The following is a 26386-nucleotide window of genomic DNA, read 5'->3' as shown; positions in this document are numbered from 1 at the left end:
CTCTGCTCCCGGTGGGGAGCAGAGCGCGAGCGAGCGGAGGAGACCTATCGGCCGAGGTGGCGGTAGCGGTGCAGACGGCTGCGGAAGCGCTCGTTGTCGTCGCGGCCCAGCAGCCCGGCCAGTTCCTCGCCGAGCACCCGGCCCAGCCGCAGGCAGAACTCCTGCGGCTCGTCGGCGGCGTCGGGGCGCTCCGGCACCACCCGGTCGACGATCCCGGCCCGCCACAGCTCGGTGGCCCGCACCCCCTGGTCCGCGGCCATCTCGTCGGCGCGGTCGACCGTCCGGTGCACGATCACGCTCGCGCCCTCCGGTGGCAGCGGCCCGAGCCAGCCGTTGGCCGCCGACAGCACCCGGTCGGCCGGCACCAGCGCGAGCGCGCCGCCGCCGGTGCCCTGCCCCAGCAGGACGGCGATCGTCGGCGCCTTGAGCATCACCAGGTCCTGCAGGCAGCGGGCGATCTCGGCGGCCAGCCCGCCCTCCTCGGCCTCCTGCGACAGGGCGGCGCCCGGGGTGTCGATGAGCGTCACCAGCGGCAACCGCAGCTCGGCGGCCAGCCGCATGCCCCGCCGGGCCTCGCGCAACGCCGCCGGACCGAGCGGGGCCGAGAGCGACTGCCCGCGCCGGTCCTGGCCGAGCACGACGCAGGGCGCCCCGCCGAAGCGCGCCAGTGCCAGCAGCAGGCCGGGGTCCTTCTCGCCGGCGCCGGTGCCGGACAGCCCGACGACGTCGGTGGCCGCGGTCCGCAGCAACCGGCGCACCCCCGGCCGGTCGGCGCGCCGCGAGGCGGTGACGACGTCCCAGGCCGAGCGTCCGTCCTCCGGGTCGTCCGTGTCCGTGCCGTCCTCGGCGGTCGGCCGCTCGGCGCCGGCGACGTCCTGGTGCCAGGTGCGCCGGGCGGCGAGCACGTTGAGCGCCCGGTCGGCGACGTCGGCGATGTCCTCGTGCGCCACGACCGCGTCGATCAGGCCCATCTCCGCCATGTGCTCGGCGGTCTGCACGCCCTCGGGGAACGGCTCGCCGTAGAGGGCCTCGTACACCCGGGGCCCGAGGAAACCGATGGAGGCGCCGGGCTCGGCGATCGTCACGTGGCCCAGCGACCCCCACGAGGCGAGCACCCCGCCGAACGTGGGGTGCCGCAGGTAGACCAGGTAGGGGAGCCCGGCCTCCTTGTGGCGCGCGATGGCGGCGGTGATGCCGATCATCTGCAGGAAGGCGACGGTGCCCTCCTGCATACGTGTGCCTCCGGAGACAGGAGCGGCCAGCAGCGGCAGCCCCTCCTCGGTCGCCCGCTCCACGGCGGCGATCAACCGCTCGGCCGCGGCCACCCCGATCGACCCGGCGAGGAAGCCGAACTCCCCGGCGACGACGGCGACGCGGCGGCCGCGCAGCAGCCCCTCGCCGGTGATGATCGACTCGTCCTGGCGGGTCTTCTCCGCGGCCCTCGCCAGCTCGGCGGCGTACTGCGGGCTGACGTCGCGCGCCGCGACGGGGGCGTCCCACGACACCCACGAACCCGGGTCCAGGACCCGGTCGCGGAGCGTGCGGGCGTCGGTGGTGCTCATGTGGTCCCCTCGGTCAGCCAGGCGCGGAGCTCGGAGTCTGACGCGCCCAGCAGCGGGGGAGCGGCGTGGTCCCGCCTCGTCGTCTCCGTCTCGCCCTCCGGGCCGGCGGCGAAGAACCGCAGCGGCGGGCCGGGCAGCTGCAGCCGGCCGAGGGTCTCGTGCTCGACGTCGACCAGCAGTCCCTGCGACCGGACCTGGTCCCAGCCGTAGACCTCGTCGAGGGTGCGCACCTTGCCGGCGGGGATGCCGGCGGCGTCCAGCCGGGCCAGCAGCGTGGGCGCGTCGATGTCGGCGAAGGTCCGCTCGAGCAGCGCGATCACCCGCTCGCGGTTGCCCACCCGCTCGCCGTTCGTGGCCAGCCCGTCGGCGTCGGGGTCCAGACCGAACTCCGCGCACAGCCGCCGCCACAGCGACTCCGACCCGCAGGAGAGCTGCACGCTGCCGCCGGCGCAGCGGAACAGCCCGTACGGCGCGATCGAGGGGTGGTGGTTGCCCTGCGCCCGGTTCACCTGGCCGCCGACCGTCCACGCCGTCCCCTGGAAGGCGTGCACGCCGACGATCGCGGCGAGCAGCGAGGTGCGCACCACCTGGCCGCGGCCGGTGCGCTCCCGCTCCAGCAGCGCCGCCAGCACGCCGTAGGCGCCGTAGATGCCGGCCAGCAGGTCGCCGATCGGCACGCCCACCCGCTGCGGGTCGTCGGGGCCGGGACCGGTCAGCGACATCAGCCCGGCCTCGCCCTGCGCGATCTGGTCGTAGCCGGCGCGGCCGCCCTCCGGACCGTCGTGGCCGAACCCGCTGATGGCCAGCGTCACCAGCCGCGGGTTGAGCTCGGCGAGCACGTCGGTGCCGAAGCCGAGACGGGCCAGCGTGCCCGGGCGGAAGTTCTCCAACAGCACGTCGGCGCGGCGGACCAGCTCCCGGAGCAGCTCCTTGTCGCCGTCGTCCTTGAGGTCGAGGGTCAGCGACTCCTTGTTGCGGTTGGCCGACAGGAAGTAGGTCGACTCCCGGTCACCACCGCCGTCGGGCTGCACGAAGGGCGGGCCCCAGCCCCGGGTGTCGTCCCCGCTCCCGGGGCTCTCGACCTTGATCACGCGGGCGCCGAGGTCCCCGAGCATCATCCCGGCGTGCGGGCCGGCCAGCGCCCGGGTCAGGTCGACGACGAGGACGCCGTCCAGCGGTCCGGGCACGGTCTGCTCCGATCGGTCTAGAGCCAGCCCGGCACGACGAACACCAGCCAGGCCAGGAACGGTCCGGCGGTGACGACGACGCCGCTGTAGGCCAGCAGCTGCTTGTAGAAGCGGTCACGGTCGACGTCCTGCGCGTTGGCCAGGACCAGCGCGCCGTTGGTCGAGAAGGGGCTGACGTCGACGATGGTCGAGGCGACCGACAGGGCCACCACCACCCCCACGGCGCCGATGTCCCCGGCGAGCAGGAACGGGACGGCGAGGGAGATGGCGACACCGATGATCGCCGTCGAGCTGGCGAAGGCCGACACCACCCCACCGATGTAGGCCAGCAGCAGGGCGACGACGAGCGGCACCCCCAGGCCGGTGACCGCCTCGCCGACGTAGTCGATCGTGCCGGCCTCCTGCAGCACGAAGACGAAGGTCAGCACACCGGCGATCAGCAGCACCGTCGACCAGCTGATCTGGGTCACCGCGCCCTTGTGCTGCTGCGCCGACAGCATGGCCAGCACCACGGCGACGGTGATCGACACCAGCCCGATGTCCAGGTCGAACACCAGCGCGAGGACGGCGACGGTGGCCAGCCCGACCAGCGTGAGCACCTGCTCGAGGGTCACCCGCGAGGTGTGCGGCAGGACGTCGTCGTCCCCCTCGCCGCCGACCGCGGGGCCGGTGGCGGCTCCGTGCCCGCGGACCACGGCGCCGTGCGGGTGGTCGGCGCCGACCTCGGCGTGCGTGTCGACCCGGCGGCCCAGCAGCTCGCGGCCGCCGAAGAGGACGAACAGCACCAGCGCGATGGCGAGGTTGAAGAACAGGCTGGCGAGGAAGACGGTGACCGGGCTGCTGGGCAGCCCCTCGTCCTCGACGATCGTGTTCACGGTGACGCCGTAGACGCTGATCGGGGAGAACCCGCCGCCCTGCGCGCCGTGCACGACCATCATGCCCATGAGCAGCGGGTTGATCCCGTACCGCGCGGCGAAGCCGAGGGCGATCGGCGCGATGATCGCCACCGCCGCGGGGGAGAGGGCGCCGATCGCCGTCAGCAGCGCGGTGACCGCGAACATGATCCAGGGGATCGCCGCGACGTAGCCGCCCACGATGCGTACCGCGCCGCGCACCATCAGGTCGACGGTCCCGTTGTTCTGCGCGATGGCGAACAGGTACGTGACGCCGATCAGGGTCACGACGAGCTCGGCGGGGAAGCCGGCGAGGATCTCGTCGGAGGTCAGGCCGACCGACAGCGTCCCGACCAGGAACGCCGCGACGAAGGCCAGCGCCCCCATGTTGATCGGCAGGAACGTCGCGACCGCGAAGATCGCCACCAGGGCCAGGATCGAGACGATCTCGGGGGACACGGGAGGGCTCCAGCCGTCGGGAACGGGCTGGCGCCACGGTGTCAGGTACTCGCGGGTAGCGCCTGCCAGCCGCCGGACGGGGTCACGACGGCGGCGACCCGCCGGTCGTGCGGCTCGACGGGGAGCTCGTCGAGCAGTTCGTCGTCGTGCACCAGCGCGACGAGCAGGGCGTCGGGGCGGGCGTGCAGCAGGGCCCGGTCGTAGTAGCCGCCGCCGCGACCCAGCCGCACCCCGGAGCGGTCCACCGCCACCGCCGGGAGCACGACCGCGTCCGCCGTCCCGACGGCGGTCGGCCCCAGCCGGGGGCCCACGGGCTCCATGAGCCCGTACCGGCCGGGGGTCAGACGCCCGGTGTCCACGGCCCAGCGCAGCTCGGGATCGCCCTCGTGGACGACGGGGAGCAGGATCCGGGCGGCGAGCTGGGTGTACGCCGCCGGGAGCCGGCCGTGCCCGGGCTCGTACTCGTCCGGGCAGAAGGCGGCGATGGTGCGGAACCCGGCCAGGCCCCGCAGCAGCGCCGTGGTCACCGCCGCCGCCGCGGCCGCCCGTTCCGGCGCCGGCCGCTGCTGTCGTCGCACCAGCAGCTGCTGGCGCAGAGCGGCCTTCGCCGCCCCCACCGGGCCGGGGGGAGTCACCGGCGCAGGTTAGGGCACCGGGCCGCTGGCTACGCTCGCGCCCATGTCTGTCCCGAGCGCGCGCGCCGCCCGCAAGGCCGTCATCCCCGTCGCCGGGATGGGCACCCGCTTCCTGCCCGCCACGAAGGCCGTGCCCAAGGAGCTGCTGCCGGTCGTGGACCGGCCCGCGCTGCAGTACATCGTCGAGGAGGCCGCCCGCGCCGGGCTCGGCGAGGTGCTCATGGTCACCGGTCGCAACAAGGCCGCCATCGAGGACTTCTTCGACCGGACGCCGGAGCTCGAGGCCGCGCTCGAGAAGAAGGGCGACCAGGGCCGGCTGGACGCCGTCCACGAGTCCACCGACGTCGCGCAGGTGCACTTCGTCCGCCAGGGCGAGGCCCGCGGGCTCGGCCACGCCGTCCTGCAGGCTGCGGCCTTCGTCGGGGACGAGCCGTTCGCCGTCCTGCTGGGCGACGACCTCATCGACGCCCGCGACCACCTGCTCGAGCAGATGCTCGCGGTGCAGGCCGAGCACGGCGGCTGCGTGGTCGCGCTGCTCGACGTCGGGCGGGAGAACATCGACAAGTACGGCGCGGTCGCGATCCGGGAGGACGTCCAGGAGGGCGTCGTCACCATCACCGGCCTGGTCGAGAAGCCGCCGGTGGACGAGGCGCCCAGCAGCCTGGCGATCATCGGCCGCTACGTGCTCGCCCCCGAGGTGTTCGGCGTGCTCCGGGAGACCGCCCCCGGTCGCGGCGGGGAGATCCAGCTGACCGACGCGCTGGCCACCCTCGTCGAGCGCGGTGAGCCGGTGCACGGCGTGGTCTTCGACGGCCGCCGCTACGACACCGGCGACAAGCTCGACTACCTCAAGGCCGTCGTCCGCCTGGCCGTCGAGCGCGACGACCTCGGGCCGCCGCTGCGGGCCTGGCTGACCGAGTTCGTGGCCGAGCTGCCCGCCGAGGGCGCGTCGCAGGCCTGACCTCGGCGCCGCAGGGGGGAGCATCGACCGTCGTGATGGGTGTGGACGACGACAGCTCTGCGACGACCGTGCGGCAGCACCGGGAGACGACGGCGCTGGACCTGCGCTCCGGAGCCGTGACGCCGGCCGGCGGCGGGGTCCAGCACACCGCGCAGATCGACCCCGGCGCGATGCCGCCGCCGCCCGGGCAGCCGGAGCTGCCGCGCACCGTGGAGTCCCACCTCGACGAGATCCTCGGCGTGGTGCCCCAGCCCGACCCGATCGAGCTGGCCGTGCTCGACGCCCAGGGGCTGCTGTGCGCCGAGGAGGTCGTCAGCAAGCGGGCGCTGCCCGCCTACGACCAGTCCGCGCTCGACGGCTACGCCGTCCGTGCCGAGGACGTGGCCGCGGCGGCGGTCCAGAACCCGGTCCAGCTGTCCGTGGTGGGGGAGACCGTCGCCGGGTCCGCCGGCCCGACCTCGATCGGTCCCGGCCTGGCGCACAAGGTGGCCGCCGGCGCGCTGCTCCCGGGCGGCGCCGACGCCGTCGTCCCCGCCGTCTGGACCGACGGCGGCGTGGTCACCGTGACCGTGCACGCCGGCGTGGCCCCCGGCAACTACGTCCGCCGCACCGGGGACGACGTCGCCGCCGGTACCCCCGCGGTGGCGGTCGGCACGCCGATCGGGCCGGCGCAGATCAGCCTGCTGGCCGCCGTCGGCCGCGAGCGGGTGCTGGTCCGCCCCCGGCCGCGGGTCGGGATCCTCTCCGGCGGCGGTGAGCTGGTCGACATCGCTAGCGACCCGGCGCCCGGTCAGGCCGTCGACGTCAACAGCTACGCGCTGGCCGCGGCCGCCCGGGACGCCGGCGCCGACGCCTACCGGTCGGGCATCCTCCCGTCCGACGCGCGCCGGCTCTCGGAGGTCCTGGAGAGCCAGACGCTGCGCAGCGACCTGATCCTCATCTCGGGCACCTTCCCCGACCAGGGCGACATGGTGCGCGAGGCGCTGGCCGCGCTGGGCGACGTGCGCTTCCGTCCCGTGACGATGCACCCCGGGTCCGTGCAGGCCTTCGGCCGGATCGGCCGGGACCCCGTGCCGGTCATCGTCGTGCCCGGAGAGCCGGTGGCGGCGCTGGTGGCCTTCGAGGTGTTCGTCCGGCCGGCGATCCGGCTGATGCTGGGCAAGCGGCAGCTGTTCCGCCGCACCGTGCAGGCGATCTGCGCGCAGCCGGTCTACTCGCCGCTGGGCTACCGGCAGTACCTGCACGGCCAGGTCATGCGCCACCCCGACGGCGGCTACGTGGTCGAGCCCCTCGGGGACGGCGACGAGGCGATGCTCGCCCGCATGGCCCGTGCCAACTGCCTGATCGTCGTCGACGAGGACGTCACCGAGGTGGCCGCCGGCGGGCTGGTCACGGTCATGCCGCTGCTGCTCGGCGGCTGAGGTGCTGGCCGATCCCGCGCTGCGCCCCGGCTGGCCCGCGACGCTGCGCGAGGGGGCCGTCGAGCTGCACCCGCTGCGCCGCTCGGACGCCGCGGAGTGGAGCCGGGTGCGGCTGGCCAACGAGGACTGGCTGACCCGCTGGGAACCCAGCGGCAACCAGCCGTGGGCCCGCCGGCACACCCCGACGGCCTACCGGGCGGTGCGCCGCCGTGTGCTCCAGCGCGCCCGCCTCGGCCTGACGCTGCCGTTCACCGTGCGCGTCGACGGCCGGCTCGCCGGGCAGGTCACCCTCGACAACGTGGTCCGCGGCGCGATGCGCTCGGGCAACATCGGCTACTGGATCGACCGGTCGGTGTCCGGCCGCGGCGTCGCCTCGCTGGCGGTCGCGCTGGTGTGCGACCACGCGTTCGGGCCGGTGGGACTGCACCGTGTGCAGGCCGACATCCGGCCGGAGAACGGGCCGAGCCAGCGGCTGGTGGAACGGCTGGGCTTCCAGCGCGAGGGGCTGTTCCGCCGGTACCTGGACATCGACGGCGACTGGCGGGACCACTACACCTACGCGCTGCTGGCCGAGGACCTGCCGGGGGGCGTGGTGGCCCGCTGGCGGGCCGGCGGCCGTGGTTGAGCGGCGGCGTTCGCGGGTATCCCTGGTGGCGCCGCCTAGCACGGAACCCACCGGTCCCCGTCGGTCGCCGTGTCGACACGCCGCCCGGACGGCACTCCAGTCACACAACACTCCGGCGACACACCGCGCGCCTCCCTCGAATGGGCGAGCGAGCTGCATAACCTGCCGCGGCAAGTTACTCGTGTGACGGGTGGTGTTCTCCATGGGATCAGGTGTGCTGCTCGCGGCTCTGGTCGTCCTCTGGTTCGTCGTGCTGGTGCCGATGGTGGTGACCCGCGGCGACGAGCGGACGCGTCCGGTGACGGGCGACTCCGGTCGCACGCTCCAGCGGCGCCGGGTCGTCGACCCGGTGGTGCACGCGGACACCGAGCGCGTCTCGGTCGACCGCGTGCGGCTGCTCGAGACCGGTGAGCTGAAGGTCGACGTGCACGCCGTGCGGCGGCGCACGCTGGCCGGCCTGGTCGCGCTGGCGGTGATCGCCGCCGTGGCCGCGCTCCTCGTCGCCCCGTGGATCTGGGCGGTGCAGGCGCTGCTGGACGTCGCCGTGGTCGGCTACCTCGTGGTGCTGCGCGCCGCGGCCCGTCGCGAGCAGGCCGCCGCCCGCCGCGCCGCGCGGATGGCCGCCCGCCGCGCCGCCCGCCCGGCGCCGGTCGAGGTGGCCGAGGAGTTCGTCGAGGAGTCGCCCGAGGTCGAGGAGTCGCACGAGGCCGCGCCGGTGCACCACACCGTCGGCCTGCGCCACCCGAGCCTCCCGCTGGCCCCGGTGCACCCGCTGCGCCCCGGCCGCGTCGTCGGCGCCCGCACCGGCGCCCCGGCCGGCTGGCAGAACAGCGCCGTCGTCGGCCTGGACGACGACGACATCGGTTTCGCCGACATCGACGAGTACCAGCCGCGTCGGGTCGCCAACCTCTGAGCGCGACACCCCGGCGCCGCCACCCCGTGGCGGCGCCGGGACCCGCGCGCGGTACTCTCGACTCCCGTCAGGGGCTGTAGCGCAGTCCGGTAGCGCACCTCGTTCGCATCGAGGGGGTCAGGGGTTCGAATCCCCTCAGCTCCACCCCGACACCCAGGGCGTCCTCCACCCGGAGGGCGCCCTGAGTCGTTCCGGGGGCGGGTGCGGTCGAGGAGGGACGGCGATGGTGCACGAGAACAGGGTGAGCGGCGGGGTGGAGACGGTGTCCGGTGACCGGCTGCTGCCCGAGGCCGCGCGGATCGCCGAGCACCTGCTGGCCGTGCAGCAGCGGGTCAACGACCAGGTCGACCTGCTCCAGGCGAGCCTCATGCCCGACGTCCGGCGCCGGCTGGGGCTGGGCGAGGTGGAGACGGTCGACGTCTCCGACCTGGTCAACGCGCGGATCGCCGGGCTCAGCGTCGTCGTCACGCCCGAGGCGGTGGCCACGGTGCTGCCGCTGTCGGCGGCGTCGGCCGCCACGACGCGCGCCGGCCGGCGGGCCATGACCGGCATCGTCACCGGCACCGACCGGCGGCTGGCCGTCATCGCCGGCCCCTGCTCGATCCACGACCCGGCGGCGGCGCTGGAGTACGCCGCGTTCCTGGCCCGGATGCGGGAGCGGCAGGCGGAGGACCTCGAGATCCTCATGCGCACCTACACCGAGAAGCCCCGCACCGAGGTGGACTGGAAGGGCTTCGCCTACGACCCCTACCTCGACGGGTCGAACCGGATCAGCGTCGGCCTGGTGGCCACGCGCATGCTCATGGGACGGATCACCGAGCTGGGGATCCCGGTCGCCGCCGAGCCGCTGAACGCGCTGACGCCGCAGTACGTGAACGGGCTGGTCACCTACAACGGGGTCGGCGCCCGCAACGTCACCGACCAGACCGCCCGCGAGCGGGTGTCGGGCTTCTCCGCCGTCGTCGGCTTCAAGAACTCGCCGGAGGGCAGCATCGAGGTCGCCGTCCAGGCGGTGGTGTCGGCCCGCGCGCCGCACGAGTTCCTCGGCGTCGACCGCCACGGGATGACCGCCCAGCTCTCCACGACGGGCAACGAGACCGGCCACGTGATCCTGCGCGGGGACAAGAACGGCCCCAACTACTCGGCCGAGCACGTCGCGGCGACCCGGGCGGCCCTGCGCGCCCGTGGCCTGCCCGAGGTGGTCGTCGTCGACGCCTCGCACGGCAACAGCCAGAAGAACCACCTGCGGCAGATCGACGTGGTGCACGACCTCGCGGGGCACATCTCCGGCGGCGAGCCGGCGATCCGCGGGGTGATGATCGAGAGCAACCTCGTCGCCGGCCGGCAGGACCTGGACCAGCGGGACCCGGGGTCGCTCGAGTACGGCAAGAGCGTCACCGACGCGTGCGTGGACCCCGAGACCACCGAGGCGCTACTGGCGGAGCTGGCGGCGGCCTCCCGCGCCCGTCGCGCGGCCGGCTGACGCCTAGCTCGCGCCGCGGAAGTCCGGCGTCCGCTTCTCGACGAACGCGCGGACGCCCTCGCGCCCCTCCGGGTCGGCCGCGGACTCGGCGATGAGCTGCGCCTCCTCGTCCAGCTGCTGCTCCAGCGTGCGGATGGCGGCCTGGCGCACCAGCGACCGGGTGCGGACCATCGCGCGGACCGGCCCGGCGGCCACCTGCTGTGCGAGCGCGGTGGTGGTGGCGTGCACCTCGTCGTCCTCCACCAGGCGCGCCACGAGCCCAGCGGCGTGCGCCTCGGCGGCGGTGAGCGAGCCGTTGGTCAGGCACAGGTCGAGGGTGCGCGGCGCCCCGAGCGCGCGGGTCAGCGCCCAGGACGTGCCGCCGTCGGGGGAGAGGCCGATCGTCCCGTAGGCGGGGCGGATCTTGGTCGAGCGCGCGCACACGACGATGTCGCAGGCGCCGATCAACCCGACCGCGGCGCCGGCGACCGCGCCCTGGATACCGGCGACCACCGGGACCGGGCAGTAGAGGACCGCCCGGACGACGCGGTGCCAGGCGTGCGCGAGGTCCCCGACGAACCGGCCGGGGTCGGCGGACTCGGCGAACAACCGCACGTTCCCCCCGACGCTGAACCGTGGCCCGTTGGCCAGCAGCAGCACCGTGCGGGTCGCCTCCGGCCGGCCCTCGAAGGCGGCGAGCAGCCCGTCGGCGAGCTCGGGGTCGATCGCGTTCCCCGTCTCCGGCCGGTCGATGGTGATCCGCCAGACGTCGCCGTCGGCCGTGGTGGTCACCGCGGGTCGTGCAGCGCTGGTCATCGTCGTCGTCCCCTCGTCGGCCGGTGCTGCCAACCTAGGGCGGACGTCAGGCGCGCGCCCGGGCGTGCTCGGCCTGGACCTCGCTGTCCACGGCAGCCGGGGCGCCGCCGAACTCGTCGCCCACCTCGCCGGCGACCTCCTCGCTGCCCTCGATCCCGAGCCGGGCGTCCGCGGCGGCGAGCATGCGGTGCCCGGTCGCGAGCACCGCGATGCCGAGGACGACGGCGACGGCGCCGACGACGAAGGGGACGTGGATGTCCCAGGCGTCGACCATCCTCCCCGCGACGTAGGGCGCCAGACCGCCGCCGATGAACCGCACGAAGCCGTAGGCGGCCGAGGCGACGGGCCGCTCGACCGGGGCGACCAGCATGACCGCCTGGGTCGTCAGCGTGTTGTTGATCCCGACCACGACGCCCGAGGCGATCACGCAGGCGATCAGCGCCCAGCGGGTGTCGGTGAACAGCCCGATGAGCAGCAGCAGGACGGCGAACAGGCCCAGCGCGCCGTACAGCGACGGGGCGGTGCCGAAGCGGGCCTGCAGCCGCGGGGCGCCGACCACGGAGAAGAAGGCGACGAGCAGTCCCCAGCCGAAGAAGACGAAGCCGAGCTGGATCGCGTCGAGCTCCATCGGGTACGGCGCATAGCCGAGCATCGTGAAGAAGCCCCAGTTGTAGAGCAGTGCGGTGACGCCCATCGTCAGGAGGCTGCGGTGCCGCAGCGCCTTCAGCGGCGCCAGCAGCGAGGTCTTCTGCGCGGGCTTCGGGATCTCGTCGAGCAGCACGACGGTGGCGATCAGCGCGATGGCCATGAGCGCGGCGACGCCGAAGAAGGGCCCGCGCCAGCTGATGTCGCCCAGCAGGCCGCCGATCAGCGGTCCCGCCGCGATGCCCAGGCCCAGGGCGGCCTCGTAGAGCACGATCGCGCCGGCGAACCCACCCGTGGCCGAGGCCACGATGACCGCCAGCGAGGTGGCGATGAACAGCGCGTTGCCCAGCCCCCAGCCGGCCCGGAACCCGACGATGCCGTCGATCGAGTCGGTCAGCCCGGCCAGGGCGGAGAAGACGACGATGACCGCCAGGCCGGTGACCAGCGTCTTCTTGGCGCCGATCCGGCTGGACACCCACCCGGTGCCGAGCATGGCGACGGCGGTGACCACCAGGTAGCTGGTGAACAGGAGGCTGACCTGGCTGGGCGTGGCGTCCAGTTGCTCGGACAGCGCCGGCAGGATCGGGTCCACCAGGCCGATCCCCATGAAGCTGACGACGCAGGCGAAGGCGACGGCGTAGACGGCCTTCGGCTGCCGGAAGGTGCTCGATCCCGAGCTGGCTGCGTGCGACACGTCTACTGGTTGTACTACCCAACCATCCCGGGGTGCCAGTGGACGATCAGAACCATGACGGGAACCACATCCGCGCCAGCCACTCGCCGTGGGACAGCGGCTGCCCGGTGAGCACCGGGTAGAAGTAGACGAACGTCGCCGCGACGACGCCGACGTAGAGGCAGACCACGCCGAGCCCCACCTGGCGGCGGAACCGGGAAGCGCCGGGGGGACCGAGCACGTCCTGCAGCGCCAGGACGACGGCGAGCACGAAGAACGGCAGGACCGGAGCGGCGTAGAAGGCGAACATCGTGCGCTCGGGGTTGAGGAACCACGTCCCCCACCCGGCGGCCACCATGACCGCGACCAGGATCGCGACCGGGTCCCGCCGCGCGACGATCCGCCAGACCAGCCACAGCAGCGCCGGCGCGAAGGCGAACCACAGCGTCGGCGTCCCGACCATGAGGATGTAGCGGACCACCTGGTCGCCGGCGGAGTCGGTGAGGCCCTGCGGGTTCCACAGCAGGATCGGCCGGCCGTTGACCAGCCACGTCCAGGGCCCGGACTCCCACGGGTGCGGCGAGGAGAGCCCGTTGTGGAACTCCAGCCACTCCGCGTGCTGGTGCCACAGCGACCGCACGGAGTCCGGCACCCAGCCGAACGCGGTGTCGGGGTTCTGCTGGGCCCATGCCTTGCCCTGCGAGGTCTCACCCAGGAACCAGCCGGTGAAGCTGGCGACGTAGGTGAGCACCGGGACCGCGGCCAGCGCCCAGGCGGCCCCCGGCAGGCCACGGCGCAGCGCCACCAGCGTGGGCCGGGGGACGCCCGCCTCGCGCCAGGCCGCACGGTCCCAGAACAGCGACAGCACGGCCGCGGCGGCGAGGAAGTACGCACCGCTCCACTTGACCGAGCACGCGCAGCCGAAGAGGAACCCCGCGGCGATCCGCCAGCCGCGGGGACCGAGCCGGAAGCCCGACCGGGGCACCTCGCCGAGCGCGCGGACCCGGGCCCGCACCCGGTCCCGGTCCACCACCAGGCAGGCCACCGCGGAGACGACGAAGACCTGCAGGAAGACGTCGAGCAGGCCGATCCGGCTGAGGCTGAACGCGAAGCCGTCCAGGGCCATCAGCAACCCGGCGAGCAGCCCGAGGAACGTCGAGCCGGTGAGCCGCCGGGTCAGCCGGACCAGGACGACGACGGCGATCGTGCCGGCCACCGCGGAGGGGAACCGCCAGCCGAAGGAGTCGTAGCCGAACGTCTTGATCCCGAGCGCGATCAGCCACTTGCCCAGCGGCGGGTGGACGATGAACGTGTAGCCGCGGTTGTACTCGTGGCCCCAGGTGAGCAGCTCCTGCGCCTCGGGCGGGTAGTAGGCCTCGTCGAAGAGCAGGTCGCGCGGGTAGCTGAGGTCCCAGAGCCGGGTGGCCAGGGTGAGGACGCCGAGGACCGCGGTCAGCGCCCAGGCCAGCCGGTTGTCGCCGGGCAGCGGGGGGATGCGGTCCAGCCGTCGTCCCGGCAGGCGCCGGCGTGGCAGCGGTGCCGGCGGTCCGGACTCCGCGCGTTCGGGAGCCAGCACCGCCATGGCGACAGGGTATGTGGGTCGCCCGGGCCGACCGCCGTGACAGGCTCGACGCCGTGAGTGGACGGTTGGTGCTCGGTGGGGCGCCGCTCGGGCAGCCCGGCGACGTCGGCCCGCGGCTGCGGTCGGTGATGGAGACCGCCGACGTCCTCGCCGTCGAGGACACCCGCCGGCTGCACCGCCTGGCCACCGACCTCGAGGTGACGCTCACCGGACGGGTGGTGACCTTCCACGAGTCGGTGGAGCGCGCCCGCCTGCCCGGGTTGCTGGAGGCGCTCACCGGCGGGGCCACCGTCCTGCTCCTCACCGACGCCGGCATGCCGTCGGTCTCGGATCCCGGCTACACGCTGGTCCGCGCTGCCATCGACGCCGGCATCGACGTGACCTCGGTCCCCGGCCCGTCGGCGGTGACGACGGCGCTGGCGGTCAGCGGGCTGCCCGTCGACCGGTTCTGCTTCGAGGGGTTCCTCCCGCGCAAGGGCGGCGAGCGGCGGTCGACGCTGACCGCGCTGGCCGGCGAGCGGCGGACGATGGTCTTCTTCGAGTCCCCGCACCGGCTGGCCGACGCGCTCACCGACGCCGCCGCGGCCTTCGGGTCCGACCGGCCCGCCGCCGTCTGCCGCGAGCTGACCAAGACCTACGAGGAGGTCCGGCGCGGTCCGCTGGCGGCGCTGGCGGAGTGGGCGGCCGAGGGGGTGCGCGGGGAGATCACGCTCGTCGTGGGCGGGGCGCCCGAGGTGGCCATCCCGCTCACCCCCGCCGAGCTGGCGGCGGAGGTGGCGGCGGAGGAGGCGGCCGGCGCCACCCGCAAGGACGCGATCCGCGCCGTCGTCGTCCGCACCGGGCTGCCGCGCCGCACCGTCTACGACGCCGTCGTCGCCGCGAAGGGGTCCTGACCGGCTGTCGAGGCATGGGAAGCGATCCCCGCGTCTTGAGGCCGCCGACGTGCGGATCGCTTCCCATGCCTGGCGGTTGTCAGCCCACGCGAAGCTGGGCGGCACGCGCCGCGTACACCTCGAGGACGCGGCGGCGCACCAAGTCCGGGTCGCGCACGACATCGGCGTAGGTGAAGCGGAGCACCACCCACCCCAGTGCGGCGAGAGCCGTGTCCCGAGCCAGGTCACGACGTCGGTCCTCGGGGGACGTGTGGTGCTTCGCGCCGTCCAGTTCGACGGCCAGCTTCACCTCGGGCCACGACCGGTCGAGCCGGACGGCGCCCTGCGGTAGGACGACGCGGTGCTGTCCGACGCTCCGGGGGAGCGAGCGGTGCCGGAAGACGTTCAGGACACCCAACGCCTCCAGTTCGCTCTGGCACCCGTCCGCGATCAGATCGATGGCCTGCGCCAACGCGCGATGACCGCCGACGTTGGGCCGCTCCGCGAGGGCTTGCTCGAGCCCCCGCGCGGTGACGAGACCGCGGCGGGCGGCGTCGAGGAGGAGTGGACGACGGTCGGGGACCGGCAGCAGCGGCCAGGCATCCACCAGGGTCCGCGGCAGGGCGGTGACCCGAAACCCGTTCCTCGTGACGCACTGTGGTCCGTCGGGGCGGAAGCGCAGCCGACGATGCACGACGAGATCCGTCGCTCCGGCTCTGCGCACGGCGTGGTCGACAGTGAGGTGTACCGGACGGCGGAAGGCCACGAGGCCCCACACCGCCAGCGCCGTCGTGTGACTCAGCGCGGCGACCGGGCCGGCATGGCGGAGGGCAGCTCGGAGCAGCAGGTCGTCAGTCGTCGGCTCGGCGACGCGGCAGTACACGTGCGGGAAGAGCCGGCGGAGCGCCCGGCGTCCGATGTAGCCGTCCACGACGGTCTCCGGGACGTGGGCGAGCAGTTCCCGCCGAGTCGCCAGACCGCCGTTGCGCTCGAGGACCTCGTTGATGTGTTCACGCCACTGCACCGCGGCAGCCTCACCGACGTCGTCCTCGGGCCGGCGTGGTCGACTCGACCTGTGGACAACCGGCGCGCTGATGGACAGCCGAGAACTCGACACGGGGGTCGAGGCATGGGAAGCGATCCCCATGTCCACGGCCGTCAGACGTGGGGATGGCTTCCCATGCCTTGGTTGTGCTCGCCCGCTACAGCCAGCCGTTGCGCTTGAAGCCGCGGTACAGCCAGATGCAGGAGACGGCGATCAGCAGCAGCACGAGCGGGTAGCCGATCCGCCAGTGCAGCTCCGGCATGAACTCGAAGTTCATCCCGTAGATCCCGGCGATCGCGGTGGGGACGGCGATGATGCCCGCCCACGCCGAGATCTTGCGCATGTCCTCGTTGTCGGCCATCTGGGTCCGGGCCAGCGACGCCTGCAGGATCGACGACAGCAGCTCGTCCAGCCCGGTGACGGCGTCACGCACGCGGATGGCGTGGTCCTGCACGTCGCGGAAGTAGGAGCGCATCGCGTCGGGGACGACGTCGATCTGCCGCTCGGAGAGCTTCTGCAGCGGCACCTCCAGCGGCGCGACCGCCCGGCGCAGCGCCATCAGCTCCCGCTTGAGCTGGTACAGCCGGCCGATGTCGTCGGTGCGCTCGGGGCTGAACACCGAGGCCTCGAGCTCGTCGACGTCGTCCTGCACGGCGTCGGCGACCTCCACGAAGGTGTCCACCACCAGGTCGGCCACCGCGTAGAGGACGGCGGCCGGCCCCAGGCACAGCAGGTCGCGCTGCTCCTCCAGCCGGTGGCGCAGCTCGGCGAGGTCGCCGTGCCGGCCGTGCCGGACGGTGATCACGTAGTGCTCGCCGAGGAAGACCATGACCTCACCGGTGTCGACGACCTCGCTGGTCGCCGTCAGCCGGTCGTGCTCCACGTAGGTCGCCGTCTTGAGCACCATGAACAGGTCCTCGTCGTAGCGCTCGAGCTTCGGTCGCTGGTGGGCGAAGACGGCGTCCTCCACCGCCAGCGGGTGCAGCCCGTACCGGTCGGCGATCGACTCCAGCTCGTCCTCGGTCGGCTCGTACAGCCCCAGCCACACGTAGCCGCCCTGCTCGACGGCGGCGGCCAGCGCCTCGCCGGGCTCCACCGGTGCCTGCCGGCGGCCGTCGACGTAGACGGCGCAGTCGACGACGGCGTCCTGACCCGGAGGCCGGCTCGGGGTCGTGCGCGGTGCCCCGGCCGGTCGTGGACGGGTCGTGGGGAGCTGCAGGTCCGGAGGGCCGGCGGTGGACGACGGCCCGTCGGGCGCGGCCTCGCGGGACGGGTCGGTCGCGGTCACGGCACGCCTCCACGCTCGCGGATCGGGGAGGTCAGCGTAGGCATGCGCGTCCGGCCCACCCGTGCCACGCTGCCCGGGACGAACGGGCAGCTCGTCCGGGGGGCCGGGAGGGACGTCGTGACCAGCAGCGCCGACCGCAGGAACACCGCCCGCGTGAAGTCCGTCGAGGACTCGATCCGCGACACCGAGGAACCGGAGCACCGGCTCAGGAAGAACCTCTCGGCGCTGGACCTCACGGTCTTCGGCGTCGGGGTGATCATCGGCACCGGCATCTTCGTGCTCACCGGCGAGGTGGCGCGGACGACGGCGGGGCCGGCGGTGCGCTCTCGTTCGTCATCGCCGGCGTCGTCTGCGCGCTGGCCGCCGTCTGCTACGCCGAGTTCGCCTCGACGGTGCCGGTCGCGGGGTCGGCCTACACGTTCAGCTACGCCACCCTCGGCGAGCTGCTGGCCTGGGTCATCGGCTGGGACCTCGTGCTGGAGCTGGCCCTCGGTGCCGCGACCGTGGCCCGCGGGTGGTCCGGCTACCTGAACCAGTTGCTGGGCGACGCCGGGCTGTCGCTGCCGACGTCCATCGCGGGGGAGGACGCGACGGTCAACATCCCGGCCATCGTCATCGCCCTGGTGATGACCGGGGTGCTGGTGCTGGGGATCAAGCTGTCCTCGCGGGTCACCGCGGTCATCGTGGCGATCAAGGTCGCCATCGTGCTGCTGATCATCGTGCTCGGCTTCTTCTACACGGAGGCCGAGAACTACAGCCCGTTCGTCCCGCCGTCGGAGGGTGCCGCGGACGGCGAGAGCGGCTGGCGCAGCCCGCTGATCCAGCTGCTCGGCTTCACCCAGGGGACCTTCGGCTGGGGCGGGGTCATCGCCGGCGCCTCGATCGTCTTCTTCGCCTTCATCGGCTTCGACATCGTGGCCACCGCCGCCGAGGAGACGAAGAACCCCAAGCGCGACCTGCCCCGCGGGATCCTCGGCTCGCTGGCGATCTGCACCCTGCTGTACGTGGCGGTGTCGCTCGTGGTGGTGGGCATGCAGCCCCTACTCCGAGCTCTCGACCGAGGCGCCGCTGGCGGAGGCGTTCTCGAGCGTCGGGCTCGACTTCGCCTCCACGCTGATCTCGGTCGGGGCGCTGGCCGGCCTGACCTCGGTGGTCATGATCCTGATGCTCGGCCAGTCCCGGATCCTGTTCGCGATGAGCCGCGACCACCTGCTGCCGCCGGGCCTGGGCGTGGTGCACCACCGCTACGGCACCCCCTACCGCATCACCATCGCCACGGGTGTCGCCGTGGCCCTGCTCGCGGGCTTCCTGCCGATCGGCACGCTCGCCGAGCTGGTCAACATCGGCACGCTGTTCGCCTTCGTGCTCGTCTCGATCGCGGTGATCGTCCTGCGCCGCACCCGGCCGGACCTGCCGCGGGCCTTCAGGGTCCCCTTCGTGCCGGTCCTGCCGATCCTCTCGGCGCTGGCCTGCCTGTACCTGATGCTCAACCTCCCGGCCGACACGTGGGTCCGCTTCGCCGGCTGGATGGCGCTCGGGTTCGTCGTCTACGTGGTCTACGGGCGGCGGTACAGCCGGCTGGCCGGCGCCGAGGGGGAGGCCGCGGCGGCGCGCGCCACCGCCGACCGCGGGGCGCGCGGCGGCTGACCCGATGGGGTGAGTCCGCGCCCGCGGCCGTACAGCGGGGCGGCGCGGGGGACGACCTGACCGGGGACCGACCGTCCCCGTCCCGAAGGCATCCCCGTGGCGAGCACCACCCCCGACGTCCGAGCCGACGCCGCACACCCGATCCCCCCGGTCACCGTGCTGGCGGCCGCGGGGATCGCGCTGCTGCAGGCGGTGGCCGTGGTCGCCGCCGCGCTCACCGGCCTCGACGGGCTGTTCCGGTCCTCCGGCGGGTCGTCCGGCGCCGTGGCGGCGCTGTGGCTCCTCGGGCTCGCGGCCTGGGCGGTGTTCGGCGCCGGCGGCGGACTGTTGCTGGTCGACGGCTCCGGGTCCCGCCTCCTGGTCGTCGTCGCCTGCACGGAACTCGCCGTCCTCGTCGTCGCGTTCCTCGTGGCCCTGGCGACCCCGTCCCTCGACGCGCTGGGTCCGGGCCTGCCCGTCCCCGCCCTGGCCCTGAGTGCGGTCGCGGTGCCGGTCGGCAAGATGCTGCTGGCCACCGCCCCCTCGGCGACGGCGTGGGTGGCCGCCGGCCCCCGGCCGCGGGAGCGGGCGCCCGAGCTCTCCGAGGACCAGCGCACGCTGCGCGTCGCCACGGTCGCGGTCATCGGCGTGGCGCTGCTCGCGGTGGTCCTCACGAACCCGGCCGATGCGGGCACGGGCACACCGTCCCCGGTCTCGACCAGCCAGCACTGAGCGGGGCTCCAGCGCGGCTCACTACTCTCGTGACGTGAGTGATCGTCACATCCTGACCGCGGTGGCCTGGCCCTACGCCAACGGTCCGCGGCACATCGGCCACGTCTCCGGCTTCGGCGTCCCCTCCGACGTCTTCAGCCGCTACCACCGGATGGTGGGGGACCGGGTGCTGATGGTCAGTGGCACCGACGAGCACGGGACGCCGATCACGGTGGCCGCGGACGCCGAGGGTGTCACCCCGCGCGAGATCGCCGACCGGAACAACCGGATCATCACCGGGGACCTGCAGTCCCTCGGGCTGAGCTACGACCTGTTCACGCGGACGACGACGGCCAACCACGCCGCGGTCAGCCAGGAGATCTTCCTCGGGCTGCTGAAGAACGGGTACGTCTTCCCGAAGACCACCCTCGGCGCGATCAGCCCCTCGACCGGCCGCACCCTGCCCGACCGCTACATCGAGGGCACCTGCCCGATCTGCGGCTACGACGGCGCCCGCGGCGACCAGTGCGACAACTGCGGCAACCAGCTCGACCCGACCGACCTGATCAACCCGGTCAGCAAGATCAACGGGGAGACGCCGAGGTTCGTCGAGAGCGAGCACTACTTCCTCGACCTGCCCGCGTTCACCCGCGCCCTGGGGGACTGGCTGGCGACCCGCAAGAGCTGGCGCCCGAACGTCCTGAACTTCAGCGTCAACCTGCTGGAGGACCTCAAGCCGCGCAGCTACACCCGCGACATCGACTGGGGTGTGCCGGTGCCCCTCGACGGCTGGCGCGACCGGCCCGACAAGCGGATCTACGTGTGGTTCGACGCCGTCGTCGGCTACCTGTCCGCGTCGATCGAGTGGGCCCGCCGGTCCGGGGACCCCGACGCCTGGCGGCAGTGGTGGCAGACGCCGGACGCCGACGCCTACTACTTCATGGGCAAGGACAACATCGTCTTCCACTCCGAGATCTGGCCGGCCCAGCTGCTCGGTTACAACGGCGAGGGCGACAAGGGCGGCACCCCCGGGTCCCTGGGCCGGCTCAACCTGCCCACCGAGGTCGTCTCCAGCGAGTTCCTGACGATGGAGGGGCGGAAGTTCTCCTCCTCCCGCCAGGTCGTCATCTACGTGCGCGACTTCCTCGCCCGCTACGACGCCGACGCGCTGCGCTACTTCATCGCCGCAGCCGGACCCGAGTCGCAGGACACCGACTTCACCTGGGCGGAGTTCCGCCGCCGCAACAACGACGAGCTGGTCGCCGGCTGGGGCAACCTGGTCAACCGGTCGGTCTCGATGGCCGCGAAGAACGTCGGCGCGGTGCCCACCCCCGGCGAGCTGACCGACGCCGACCGCGCCCTGCTGGCGACGACGTCCGGGGCCTTCGCGCCGATCGGCGACCTGCTGGCGCGCAACCGGCAGAAGGCCGCGGCGGCCGAGGCGATGCGCGTGGTGGGCGAGGCCAACAAGTACCTGTCGGACCAGGCGCCGTGGAAGCTCAAGGAGGACCCGGCCCGCCGGGACACGGTGCTGCACACCGCGCTGCAGGCGATCAGCGACTGCAACGCGCTGCTCACGCCGTTCCTCCCGCACTCGGCGCAGCAGATCCACGAGCTGCTCGGCGGCACGGGGGTCTGGTCCCCGGCCCCGCGGATCGACGAGGTCACCGACCTCGACGACGGGTCGCCCTACCCGGTCATCACCGGCGACTACGACTCCGCGCAGGCGGTGTGGACGTCCCGGCCGCTGCAGCCGGGGACGCCGCTCGCGCCGCCCACCCCGGTGTTCACGAAGCTCGACGAGTCGATCGTGGAGGAGGAGCTGGCCCGGCTGGAGGGCGGGAAGTGAGACTTTCGCGCGCGAAAGTGTCCTCGGGGCGGCTGTCGTGAGCCGGTCGTCGTCCTCCCGCGCGAACCGGCGCGGGGAGCTCCCGCCGGACCCGGAGCCCCTCCCGGCGCCGGTCGTCGACAGCCACACCCACCTGGACATCGCCGTCGGCGGCTTCGACCGGGCGCCCGACGCGGCGGAGGTCGACGCGCAGGTGGCGGCGGCGGAGGCGGTCGGGGTGCCCCGGCTGGTGCAGGTCGGCGTCGACGTCCCCTCCTCGCGGTGGTCGGCGGAGCTGGCGGCCCGGCACCCGAACGTCCTGGCCGCCGTCGCCGTCCACCCCAACGAGGCGGGGTCCTGGGTGGACGACGGCGGCGACATGGACACGGCCCTGGCCGAGATCGACCGGCTGGCCGCACAGCCACGGGTGCGGGCGGTGGGGGAGACCGGGCTCGACCGGTTCCGCACCGGCCCGGAGGGCTGGGCCGCCCAGGAGGCGTCGTTCCGCGCGCACATCCGGATCGCGAAGGAGCGGGGCAAGGCCCTCGTGATCCACGACCGCGACGCCCACGACGAGATCCTCCGGGTGCTCGACGACGAGGGGGCGCCCGAGCGCACCGTGTTCCACTGCTTCTCCGGCGACGCCGCGTTCGCCCGTGCCTGCGTCGCACGGGGGCACGTGCTCTCCTTCGCCGGCACGCTGACCTTCGCCAACGCCGGCTACCTGCGCGAGGCGGCGGCGCTCACCCCGCTGGACCAGTTGCTGGTCGAGACCGACGCCCCGTTCCTGACGCCCGTGCCGTACCGCGGCCGGCCCAACGCCTCCCGGCTCGTCCCGCACACCGTGCGCACGCTGGCCGAGGTCACCGGGGTCGACCTCGAGCAGCTCTGCGCCGCTCTCACCGCGACCGCCGAGCGCGTCTTCGGTCCCTGGGAGGACTGAGCGGCCGCGGCCGCCACCGCGGCGGCAGACAGGGGCACACTGGCAGGCGTGGGTCGCCTCATCGCCGTCGTGCTGTTCATCGCCGTGCTGGTGCCTGGTGTCCTGCTCGCCCGCGCCTGGGCCCTGGCCGGAGGCCGTCGGGCGGTCGCCTCGGCGTCGGTCGAGTTCACCTCGCCGACGGCGGAGGCGCGCGACACCGTGCAGCGGCAGGCCACCCACGGACGCCGCGTGCGCCGGATCGGGCTGCTGCTCGGCCTGGTCGCGGTGGCCGGCAGCGTGGCCGTCTTCGCGGAGGCCTCGGTCTTCCTGTGGGCGCCGGCCGTGGCGCTGGGGCTGCTGATCGGGGTCGTGCTGGCCGAGGCCACCCGCCCGCGGCCGCGCTGGACCACGGGCACCCCGCCGCGGCGTCCCCGCCGGTCCGAGCAGATCTCGCTGTGGTTGCTGTGGACGATGCGCGTCGTCGTCGCGGCCGAGGTCGTCACCGCCGTGCTGATGTGGCAGCGCGACGAGCTGCCCGACCGGGTCGCGTGGGTGGCCCTGGGGGCGCCGCTGGCCGCCTGGCTCCTCGCCGAGGTCGCCCTGCTGCGCGCCCTGGTCCGGCCGCTGCCGGCCGAGGGCGCCGACGTCCCGGTCGACGAGGCGCTGCGCACCTGGACGGCGCACCTGGTCAGCGCCGCCGCGAGCGTCGTCGCGCTGCTCCCGCTGGGCTTCCTGCTGCTGGTCGCCGGCGTGCGGCTCGGCGACCGGGTGACCGACGGCGTCGACCTCTCGCCGGTCGCGCTGGTGGCCGGCGGCTTCTCGGCCCTGGCCGCCGGGCTCGCCGTCGCCGCCTTCCTGGTGACCTGGCTGCGGCCGGTGCAGCTGTCGGAGCGGGCACTGGCCGGCTGACGGGTCTACCCGCCTGTGCCCGCGACCACGCGGTGACCTCTGTCACGCAGTGTCCGGCACGCCGAGTCGCCGATACCCGGTGCGACCCGGCCCGTCGATCACTGACCGTGTCGGCGCGCCTACATGTCGACGTGTCGTCCCCATGGTCCACTCCACACGCACCGTTGCCACCCGTATCGCGCCCGTTATCGTGTCGTGACCAGCCGGGGTGGGGACCGACCTCGGGCGGCGTCGCCCGGAGCCATCGCTGGCCCCGGGCAGGCCGTCCGGAGACGGGGCCGCCCGGCGGGCCGCCAGCCGGCGGCGCGCCGGTGGGCCGCCCTCTGCCCGGTTCCGTGACCCCGTGGAAGTGTCGTGCCTCGCAGCCTCAAGCTCCCCCTCCTCGCCCTGGTCCTGCTCGGGCTCGTCGGTGGCGTCGTGGCGTTCTACGCCGCGCAGAAGACGCTGACCCTGACCGTCGACGGGCAGGTCCAGGAGGTCAGCACCTACGCCGACACCGTCGGTGAGGTGCTCGAGGAGGAGGGCCTGGAGCCGCGGTCGCACGACGTCGTCCTGCCCGACACCGGCGCCTCGGTCTCCGACGGCGACACCGTCGTGCTGAACCGGGCCCGGCCCCTGCAGCTGACGGTCGACGGCCGGTCCAGCGAGGTCTACGTGACCGCCCTGTCCGTCGACGGGGCGCTCGAGCAGCTCGGCCTGCGCGCCGAGGGCCTGGTCGTCTCGGCCAGCCGCAGCGAGCGCCTGCCGCTGGACGGCATGGCCCTGTCGATCTCGACCCCCAAGCCGGTCACCCTCGTCGCCGACGGCCAGCAGCGCGTCGTGACGACGACGGCGCCGACCGTCGCCGACCTGCTCGCCGAGCAGGGCATCACGCTCGCCGAGACCGACCGCACCAGCATGTACCCGACCCAGCCGCTGCTCGCGGGCATGCGCCTGCAGGTCTTCCGCGTCCAGGTGAGCGACGTCGTCGAGACCGTCGCCATCCCGCACGGGACCGTCGAGACGCCGGATCCGGCCGCCTTCGAGGGCGACGACGAGGTCACGCAGGAGGGCGTCGACGGCCAGCAGTCGATCACCTGGCGCGTCACCGTCGTCGACGGTGTCGAGACCGGCCGCCAGCAGGTCGCCACCACCGTGACCGCACAGCCGGTCGACGAGCTCGTCACGGTCGGCACCAAGCCGCGCCCGGCCGCGTCGGTCGCCGCGGACGGCCTCAACTGGGCGGCGCTGGCGCAGTGCGAGTCCGGCGGCCGGCCGAACGCCGTCAGCGCCACCGGCCGCTACCGCGGCATGTACCAGTTCTCGAACGCCACCTGGGCGTCCGTCGGGGGCAGCGGGGACCCGGCCGCCGCCTCGGTCGAGGAGCAGACGATGCGGGCCCAGATGCTGTACGCCCGGTCCGGTGCCGGACAGTGGACCTGTGGGCACCACCTCTTCGACTGAGCCGACCCGCTGAGCACTCCGCCTCCCGACCCGTCCGACGGGCTGCTGGGCCCGGCCGCCATCCGCGACCTCGCCCAGCAGCTCGACCTGCGGCCGACGAAGTCGCTCGGGCAGAACTTCCTGCACGACGCCAACACCATCCGGCGGATCGTGCGCACCGCTGAGCTGCGCCCCGAGGACGTCGTCCTGGAGGTCGGTCCCGGCCTCGGTTCCCTCACGCTCGGGCTGCTGCCGGCCGCGGCGTCGGTGACGGCCGTGGAGATCGACCCGCGGCTGGCCGCGCGGCTGCCGCGGACGGTCGCCGAGCGTGCCCCCGGGCTGGCCGACCGGTTGCGGGTCGTGGAGGCCGACGCGCTACGGGTGCGGGAGCTGCCCGGGCCGCCACCCACCGCGCTGGTGGCCAACCTGCCGTACAACGTGGCCGTGCCCGTGCTGCTGAACCTGCTGGAGCTGCTGCCGACGCTGCGGCGCGCCCTCGTCCTGGTGCAGGCCGAGGTGGCCGAGCGACTGGCCGCGCCGCCCGGGTCGCCGGCCTACGGCGTCCCGTCGGTCAAGGCCGCCTGGTACGGGGAGGTGCGCCGAGCGGGCGCGGTCGGCCGGCGGGTGTTCTGGCCCGAGCCGAACGTCGACTCCGGGCTCGTGGCGCTCGACCGCCGTCCGCCGCCGCCCGGTGACCGTGCCGCCACCTTCGCCGTCGTCGACGCCGCCTTCGCGACCCGCCGCAAGGGTCTGCGCGCCGCCCTCGCCGGGTGGGCCGGCAGCCCGGCGGCCGCCGAGGCCCGGCTGCGGGCCGCCGGGATCGACCCCGCCACGCGCGGCGAGCGGCTGTCGGTGACCGACTTCGCCCGCCTGGCCGCCACCGCGGCGGACCCGGCCGGCGGCGGCTCGGCATGAGCCCCGCGTCGCACGGCGGCCCGGGGCGGATCAGCGGCGACGGCGCGGTCGTGGCCCGCGCGCCCGCCAAGGTCAACGTCCACCTGGCCGTGGCGCCCCTGGGCGCCGACGGCTACCACGAGCTGCGCACGGTCTTCCTCGCCGTCTCGCTCTTCGACACCGTCACGGTGCGCCCGGCCGGGGATCTCTCGATCGAGCTGACCGGCGAGTTCGCCGGCGGCCGGTCAGGGCCCGACCGGGTGCCGACGGACCGCCGCAACATCGTGTGGCGGGCTGCGGAGCTGCTGGCCGAGCACGCCGGGGTGCCGGCCGAGGCCGCCGTCACCATCGACAAGTCGATCCCCGCCGCGGCGGGGCTGGCGGGCGGCAGCGCCGACGCCGCGGCCGCCCTCGTCGCGCTGGACACGCTGTGGGGCACCCACGCCACCCGCGGGGACCTCGCGCGCCTGGCCGCCCAGCTCGGCAGCGACGTCCCGTTCAGCCTGCTCGGCGGGGTGGCCCTCGGCTCCGGGCGCGGGGACCGGCTGAGCCCGGTGCTCGCCCGACGCCGCTGGGACTGGGTGCTGGGCATCGCGGGCGCGGGGCTGTCCACCCCGGCGGTCTACGGCGAGCTCGACCGGCTGCGGGCGGCGGGGGAGCTGCCGCCGGGGGAGTTGCTCGCCTCGCCCGACCCGGTGGTCGCCGCCCTGCGCAGCGGCCCGGTCGAGGCCCTCGCCGCGGCGCTGGCGAACGACCTGCAGGCGCCGGCGATCAGCCTGCGGCCGGACCTGCAGCAGGCGCTGGACGCCGCGACGGACGCCGGTGCCGCCGCGGCGCTGGTCAGCGGCTCCGGGCCCACCGTCGCCGCGCTGGCCGCCGACGAGGACGGCGCGGCGGCACTGGCGGCCCGCATGGCCGACCGCGGTCCCTTCCGGACGGTGCGCGCCGTCCACGGCCCGGTCCCGGGCGCCCGCCTCGTCGGCTGACGGCCCCGGTGCAGGGGCCCGCCGCGAGCTGGCGAGCGGTGGGGGGCAG

23 protein-coding genes, 1 tRNA gene and 1 pseudogene are annotated in these 26386 nt (G+C 74.3%); 16 read left to right on the top strand and 9 right to left on the bottom strand.

What is annotated here, in order from left to right; genetic code table 11:
- Positions 1 to 44: 44 nt before the first annotated feature.
- Genes DQ240_RS10230 through DQ240_RS10215 form a run of 4 tightly spaced genes read right to left on the bottom strand, consistent with a single transcriptional unit; the run spans position 45 to position 4736 of the window.
- Entirely contained in the window at positions 45 to 1562 is a 1518-nt protein-coding gene (locus DQ240_RS10230) for a carboxyl transferase domain-containing protein (RefSeq protein ID WP_113839493.1), read from the bottom strand.
- Positions 1559 to 2749, bottom strand: coding sequence for a CaiB/BaiF CoA-transferase family protein (locus tag DQ240_RS10225; protein ID WP_113839492.1), 1191 nt, complete (start codon positions 2747 to 2749; stop codon positions 1559 to 1561). The genes DQ240_RS10230 and DQ240_RS10225 overlap by 4 nt, the downstream gene beginning before the upstream one ends.
- A gap of 17 nt (positions 2750 to 2766) precedes the next feature.
- Positions 2767 to 4146 carry an SLC13 family permease gene (locus DQ240_RS10220; protein WP_113839561.1) on the bottom strand — a complete coding sequence of 460 codons (1380 nt, stop codon included), beginning with the start codon at positions 4144 to 4146 and terminating at the stop codon, positions 2767 to 2769.
- Positions 4143 to 4736: a 5-formyltetrahydrofolate cyclo-ligase gene (locus DQ240_RS10215; protein ID WP_113839491.1), complete on the bottom strand. Its 594-nt coding sequence runs from the start codon at positions 4734 to 4736 to the stop codon at positions 4143 to 4145. The genes DQ240_RS10220 and DQ240_RS10215 overlap by 4 nt, the downstream gene beginning before the upstream one ends.
- A 43-nt stretch (positions 4737 to 4779) precedes the next feature.
- Here DQ240_RS10215 and galU point away from each other — a divergent pair, with 43 nt between their 5' ends.
- From galU to DQ240_RS10185, 6 genes are all read left to right on the top strand, one after another.
- The gene (gene galU, locus DQ240_RS10210; protein WP_113839490.1) at positions 4780 to 5697 is read left to right on the top strand and encodes a UTP--glucose-1-phosphate uridylyltransferase GalU; all 918 of its coding nucleotides are present in this window, start codon (positions 4780 to 4782) and stop codon (positions 5695 to 5697) included.
- A gap of 35 nt (positions 5698 to 5732) precedes the next feature.
- A complete protein-coding gene (gene glp, locus DQ240_RS10205) occupies positions 5733 to 7118 on the top strand; it encodes a gephyrin-like molybdotransferase Glp (protein ID WP_113839489.1) in 1386 nt (461 codons plus the stop codon).
- Between the two features lies 1 nt (position 7119).
- Entirely contained in the window at positions 7120 to 7743 is a 624-nt protein-coding gene (locus DQ240_RS10200) for a GNAT family N-acetyltransferase (RefSeq protein ID WP_233498617.1), read from the top strand.
- Between the two features lie 214 nt (positions 7744 to 7957).
- Entirely contained in the window at positions 7958 to 8656 is a 699-nt protein-coding gene (locus DQ240_RS10195) for a hypothetical protein (protein WP_233498616.1), read from the top strand.
- Between the two features lie 70 nt (positions 8657 to 8726).
- Positions 8727 to 8800, top strand: a tRNA-Ala gene (locus tag DQ240_RS10190).
- 79 nt (positions 8801 to 8879) lie between these two features.
- Complete coding sequence (locus DQ240_RS10185) at positions 8880 to 10139, top strand: 3-deoxy-7-phosphoheptulonate synthase (RefSeq protein ID WP_113839487.1); 1260 nt, start codon at positions 8880 to 8882, stop codon at positions 10137 to 10139.
- Positions 10140 to 10142: 3 nt separating this feature from the next.
- Here the strand turns inward: DQ240_RS10185 and DQ240_RS10180 are convergent, their stop codons facing one another.
- Genes DQ240_RS10180 through DQ240_RS10170 form a run of 3 tightly spaced genes read right to left on the bottom strand, consistent with a single transcriptional unit; the run spans position 10143 to position 13834 of the window.
- On the bottom strand, positions 10143 to 10934 hold the full coding sequence (locus DQ240_RS10180; protein ID WP_113839486.1) for an enoyl-CoA hydratase/isomerase family protein: 792 nt from the start codon (positions 10932 to 10934) through the stop codon (positions 10143 to 10145).
- Between the two features lie 46 nt (positions 10935 to 10980).
- Positions 10981 to 12273: an MFS transporter gene (locus tag DQ240_RS10175; protein ID WP_113839485.1), complete on the bottom strand. Its 1293-nt coding sequence runs from the start codon at positions 12271 to 12273 to the stop codon at positions 10981 to 10983.
- Between the two features lie 46 nt (positions 12274 to 12319).
- Positions 12320 to 13834 carry a dolichyl-phosphate-mannose--protein mannosyltransferase gene (locus DQ240_RS10170; protein WP_113839484.1) on the bottom strand — a complete coding sequence of 505 codons (1515 nt, stop codon included), beginning with the start codon at positions 13832 to 13834 and terminating at the stop codon, positions 12320 to 12322.
- 53 nt (positions 13835 to 13887) lie between these two features.
- Between DQ240_RS10170 and rsmI the strand changes: the two genes are divergently transcribed.
- The gene (rsmI, locus tag DQ240_RS10165; RefSeq protein WP_113839559.1) at positions 13888 to 14727 is read left to right on the top strand and encodes a 16S rRNA (cytidine(1402)-2'-O)-methyltransferase; all 840 of its coding nucleotides are present in this window, start codon (positions 13888 to 13890) and stop codon (positions 14725 to 14727) included.
- A gap of 79 nt (positions 14728 to 14806) precedes the next feature.
- Here the strand turns inward: rsmI and DQ240_RS10160 are convergent, their stop codons facing one another.
- Together DQ240_RS10160 and corA are read right to left on the bottom strand one after the other, a co-directional pair.
- The gene (locus DQ240_RS10160; RefSeq protein WP_233498630.1) at positions 14807 to 15853 is read right to left on the bottom strand and encodes a DUF559 domain-containing protein; all 1047 of its coding nucleotides are present in this window, start codon (positions 15851 to 15853) and stop codon (positions 14807 to 14809) included.
- A gap of 55 nt (positions 15854 to 15908) precedes the next feature.
- Entirely contained in the window at positions 15909 to 17039 is a 1131-nt protein-coding gene (corA, locus tag DQ240_RS10155; RefSeq protein WP_233498615.1) for a magnesium/cobalt transporter CorA, read from the bottom strand.
- Between corA and DQ240_RS10150 the strand changes: the two are divergent.
- From DQ240_RS10150 to DQ240_RS10115, 9 genes and pseudogenes are all read left to right on the top strand, one after another.
- Positions 16931 to 18013: pseudogene (locus tag DQ240_RS10150) on the top strand (APC family permease); the annotation flags it as partial. The gene corA and the pseudogene DQ240_RS10150 sit on opposite strands and share 109 nt — an antisense overlap.
- A gap of 94 nt (positions 18014 to 18107) precedes the next feature.
- Positions 18108 to 18686 carry an amino acid permease gene (locus DQ240_RS24250; protein WP_255410889.1) on the top strand — a complete coding sequence of 193 codons (579 nt, stop codon included), beginning with the start codon at positions 18108 to 18110 and terminating at the stop codon, positions 18684 to 18686.
- 96 nt (positions 18687 to 18782) lie between these two features.
- The gene (locus DQ240_RS10145) at positions 18783 to 19397 is read left to right on the top strand and encodes a hypothetical protein (RefSeq protein ID WP_113839482.1); all 615 of its coding nucleotides are present in this window, start codon (positions 18783 to 18785) and stop codon (positions 19395 to 19397) included.
- A 34-nt stretch (positions 19398 to 19431) separates the two neighbouring features.
- On the top strand, positions 19432 to 21225 hold the full coding sequence (gene metG, locus DQ240_RS10140) for a methionine--tRNA ligase (RefSeq protein WP_113839481.1): 1794 nt from the start codon (positions 19432 to 19434) through the stop codon (positions 21223 to 21225).
- Positions 21226 to 21262: 37 nt separating this feature from the next.
- A complete protein-coding gene (locus DQ240_RS10135) occupies positions 21263 to 22147 on the top strand; it encodes a TatD family hydrolase (RefSeq protein WP_113839480.1) in 885 nt (294 codons plus the stop codon).
- Between the two features lie 48 nt (positions 22148 to 22195).
- A complete protein-coding gene (locus tag DQ240_RS10130) occupies positions 22196 to 23035 on the top strand; it encodes a hypothetical protein (protein ID WP_113839479.1) in 840 nt (279 codons plus the stop codon).
- Between the two features lie 354 nt (positions 23036 to 23389).
- Complete coding sequence (locus tag DQ240_RS10125) at positions 23390 to 24478, top strand: resuscitation-promoting factor (protein WP_113839478.1); 1089 nt, start codon at positions 23390 to 23392, stop codon at positions 24476 to 24478.
- A 150-nt stretch (positions 24479 to 24628) separates the two neighbouring features.
- Positions 24629 to 25372, top strand: coding sequence for a 16S rRNA (adenine(1518)-N(6)/adenine(1519)-N(6))-dimethyltransferase RsmA (rsmA, locus tag DQ240_RS10120; RefSeq protein WP_233498614.1), 744 nt, complete (start codon positions 24629 to 24631; stop codon positions 25370 to 25372).
- Positions 25369 to 26337, top strand: coding sequence for a 4-(cytidine 5'-diphospho)-2-C-methyl-D-erythritol kinase (locus tag DQ240_RS10115; protein WP_113839476.1), 969 nt, complete (start codon positions 25369 to 25371; stop codon positions 26335 to 26337). The genes rsmA and DQ240_RS10115 overlap by 4 nt, the downstream gene beginning before the upstream one ends.
- The last annotated feature ends 49 nt before the right edge of the window (positions 26338 to 26386 follow it).

Source organism: Blastococcus sp. TF02A-26 (assembly GCF_003319125.1).
GTDB lineage: Bacteria > Actinomycetota > Actinomycetes > Mycobacteriales > Geodermatophilaceae > Trujillonella.
The sequence above is the reverse complement of the archived record's forward strand: the minus strand, read 5'-3'. Positions and strand labels throughout refer to the sequence as shown.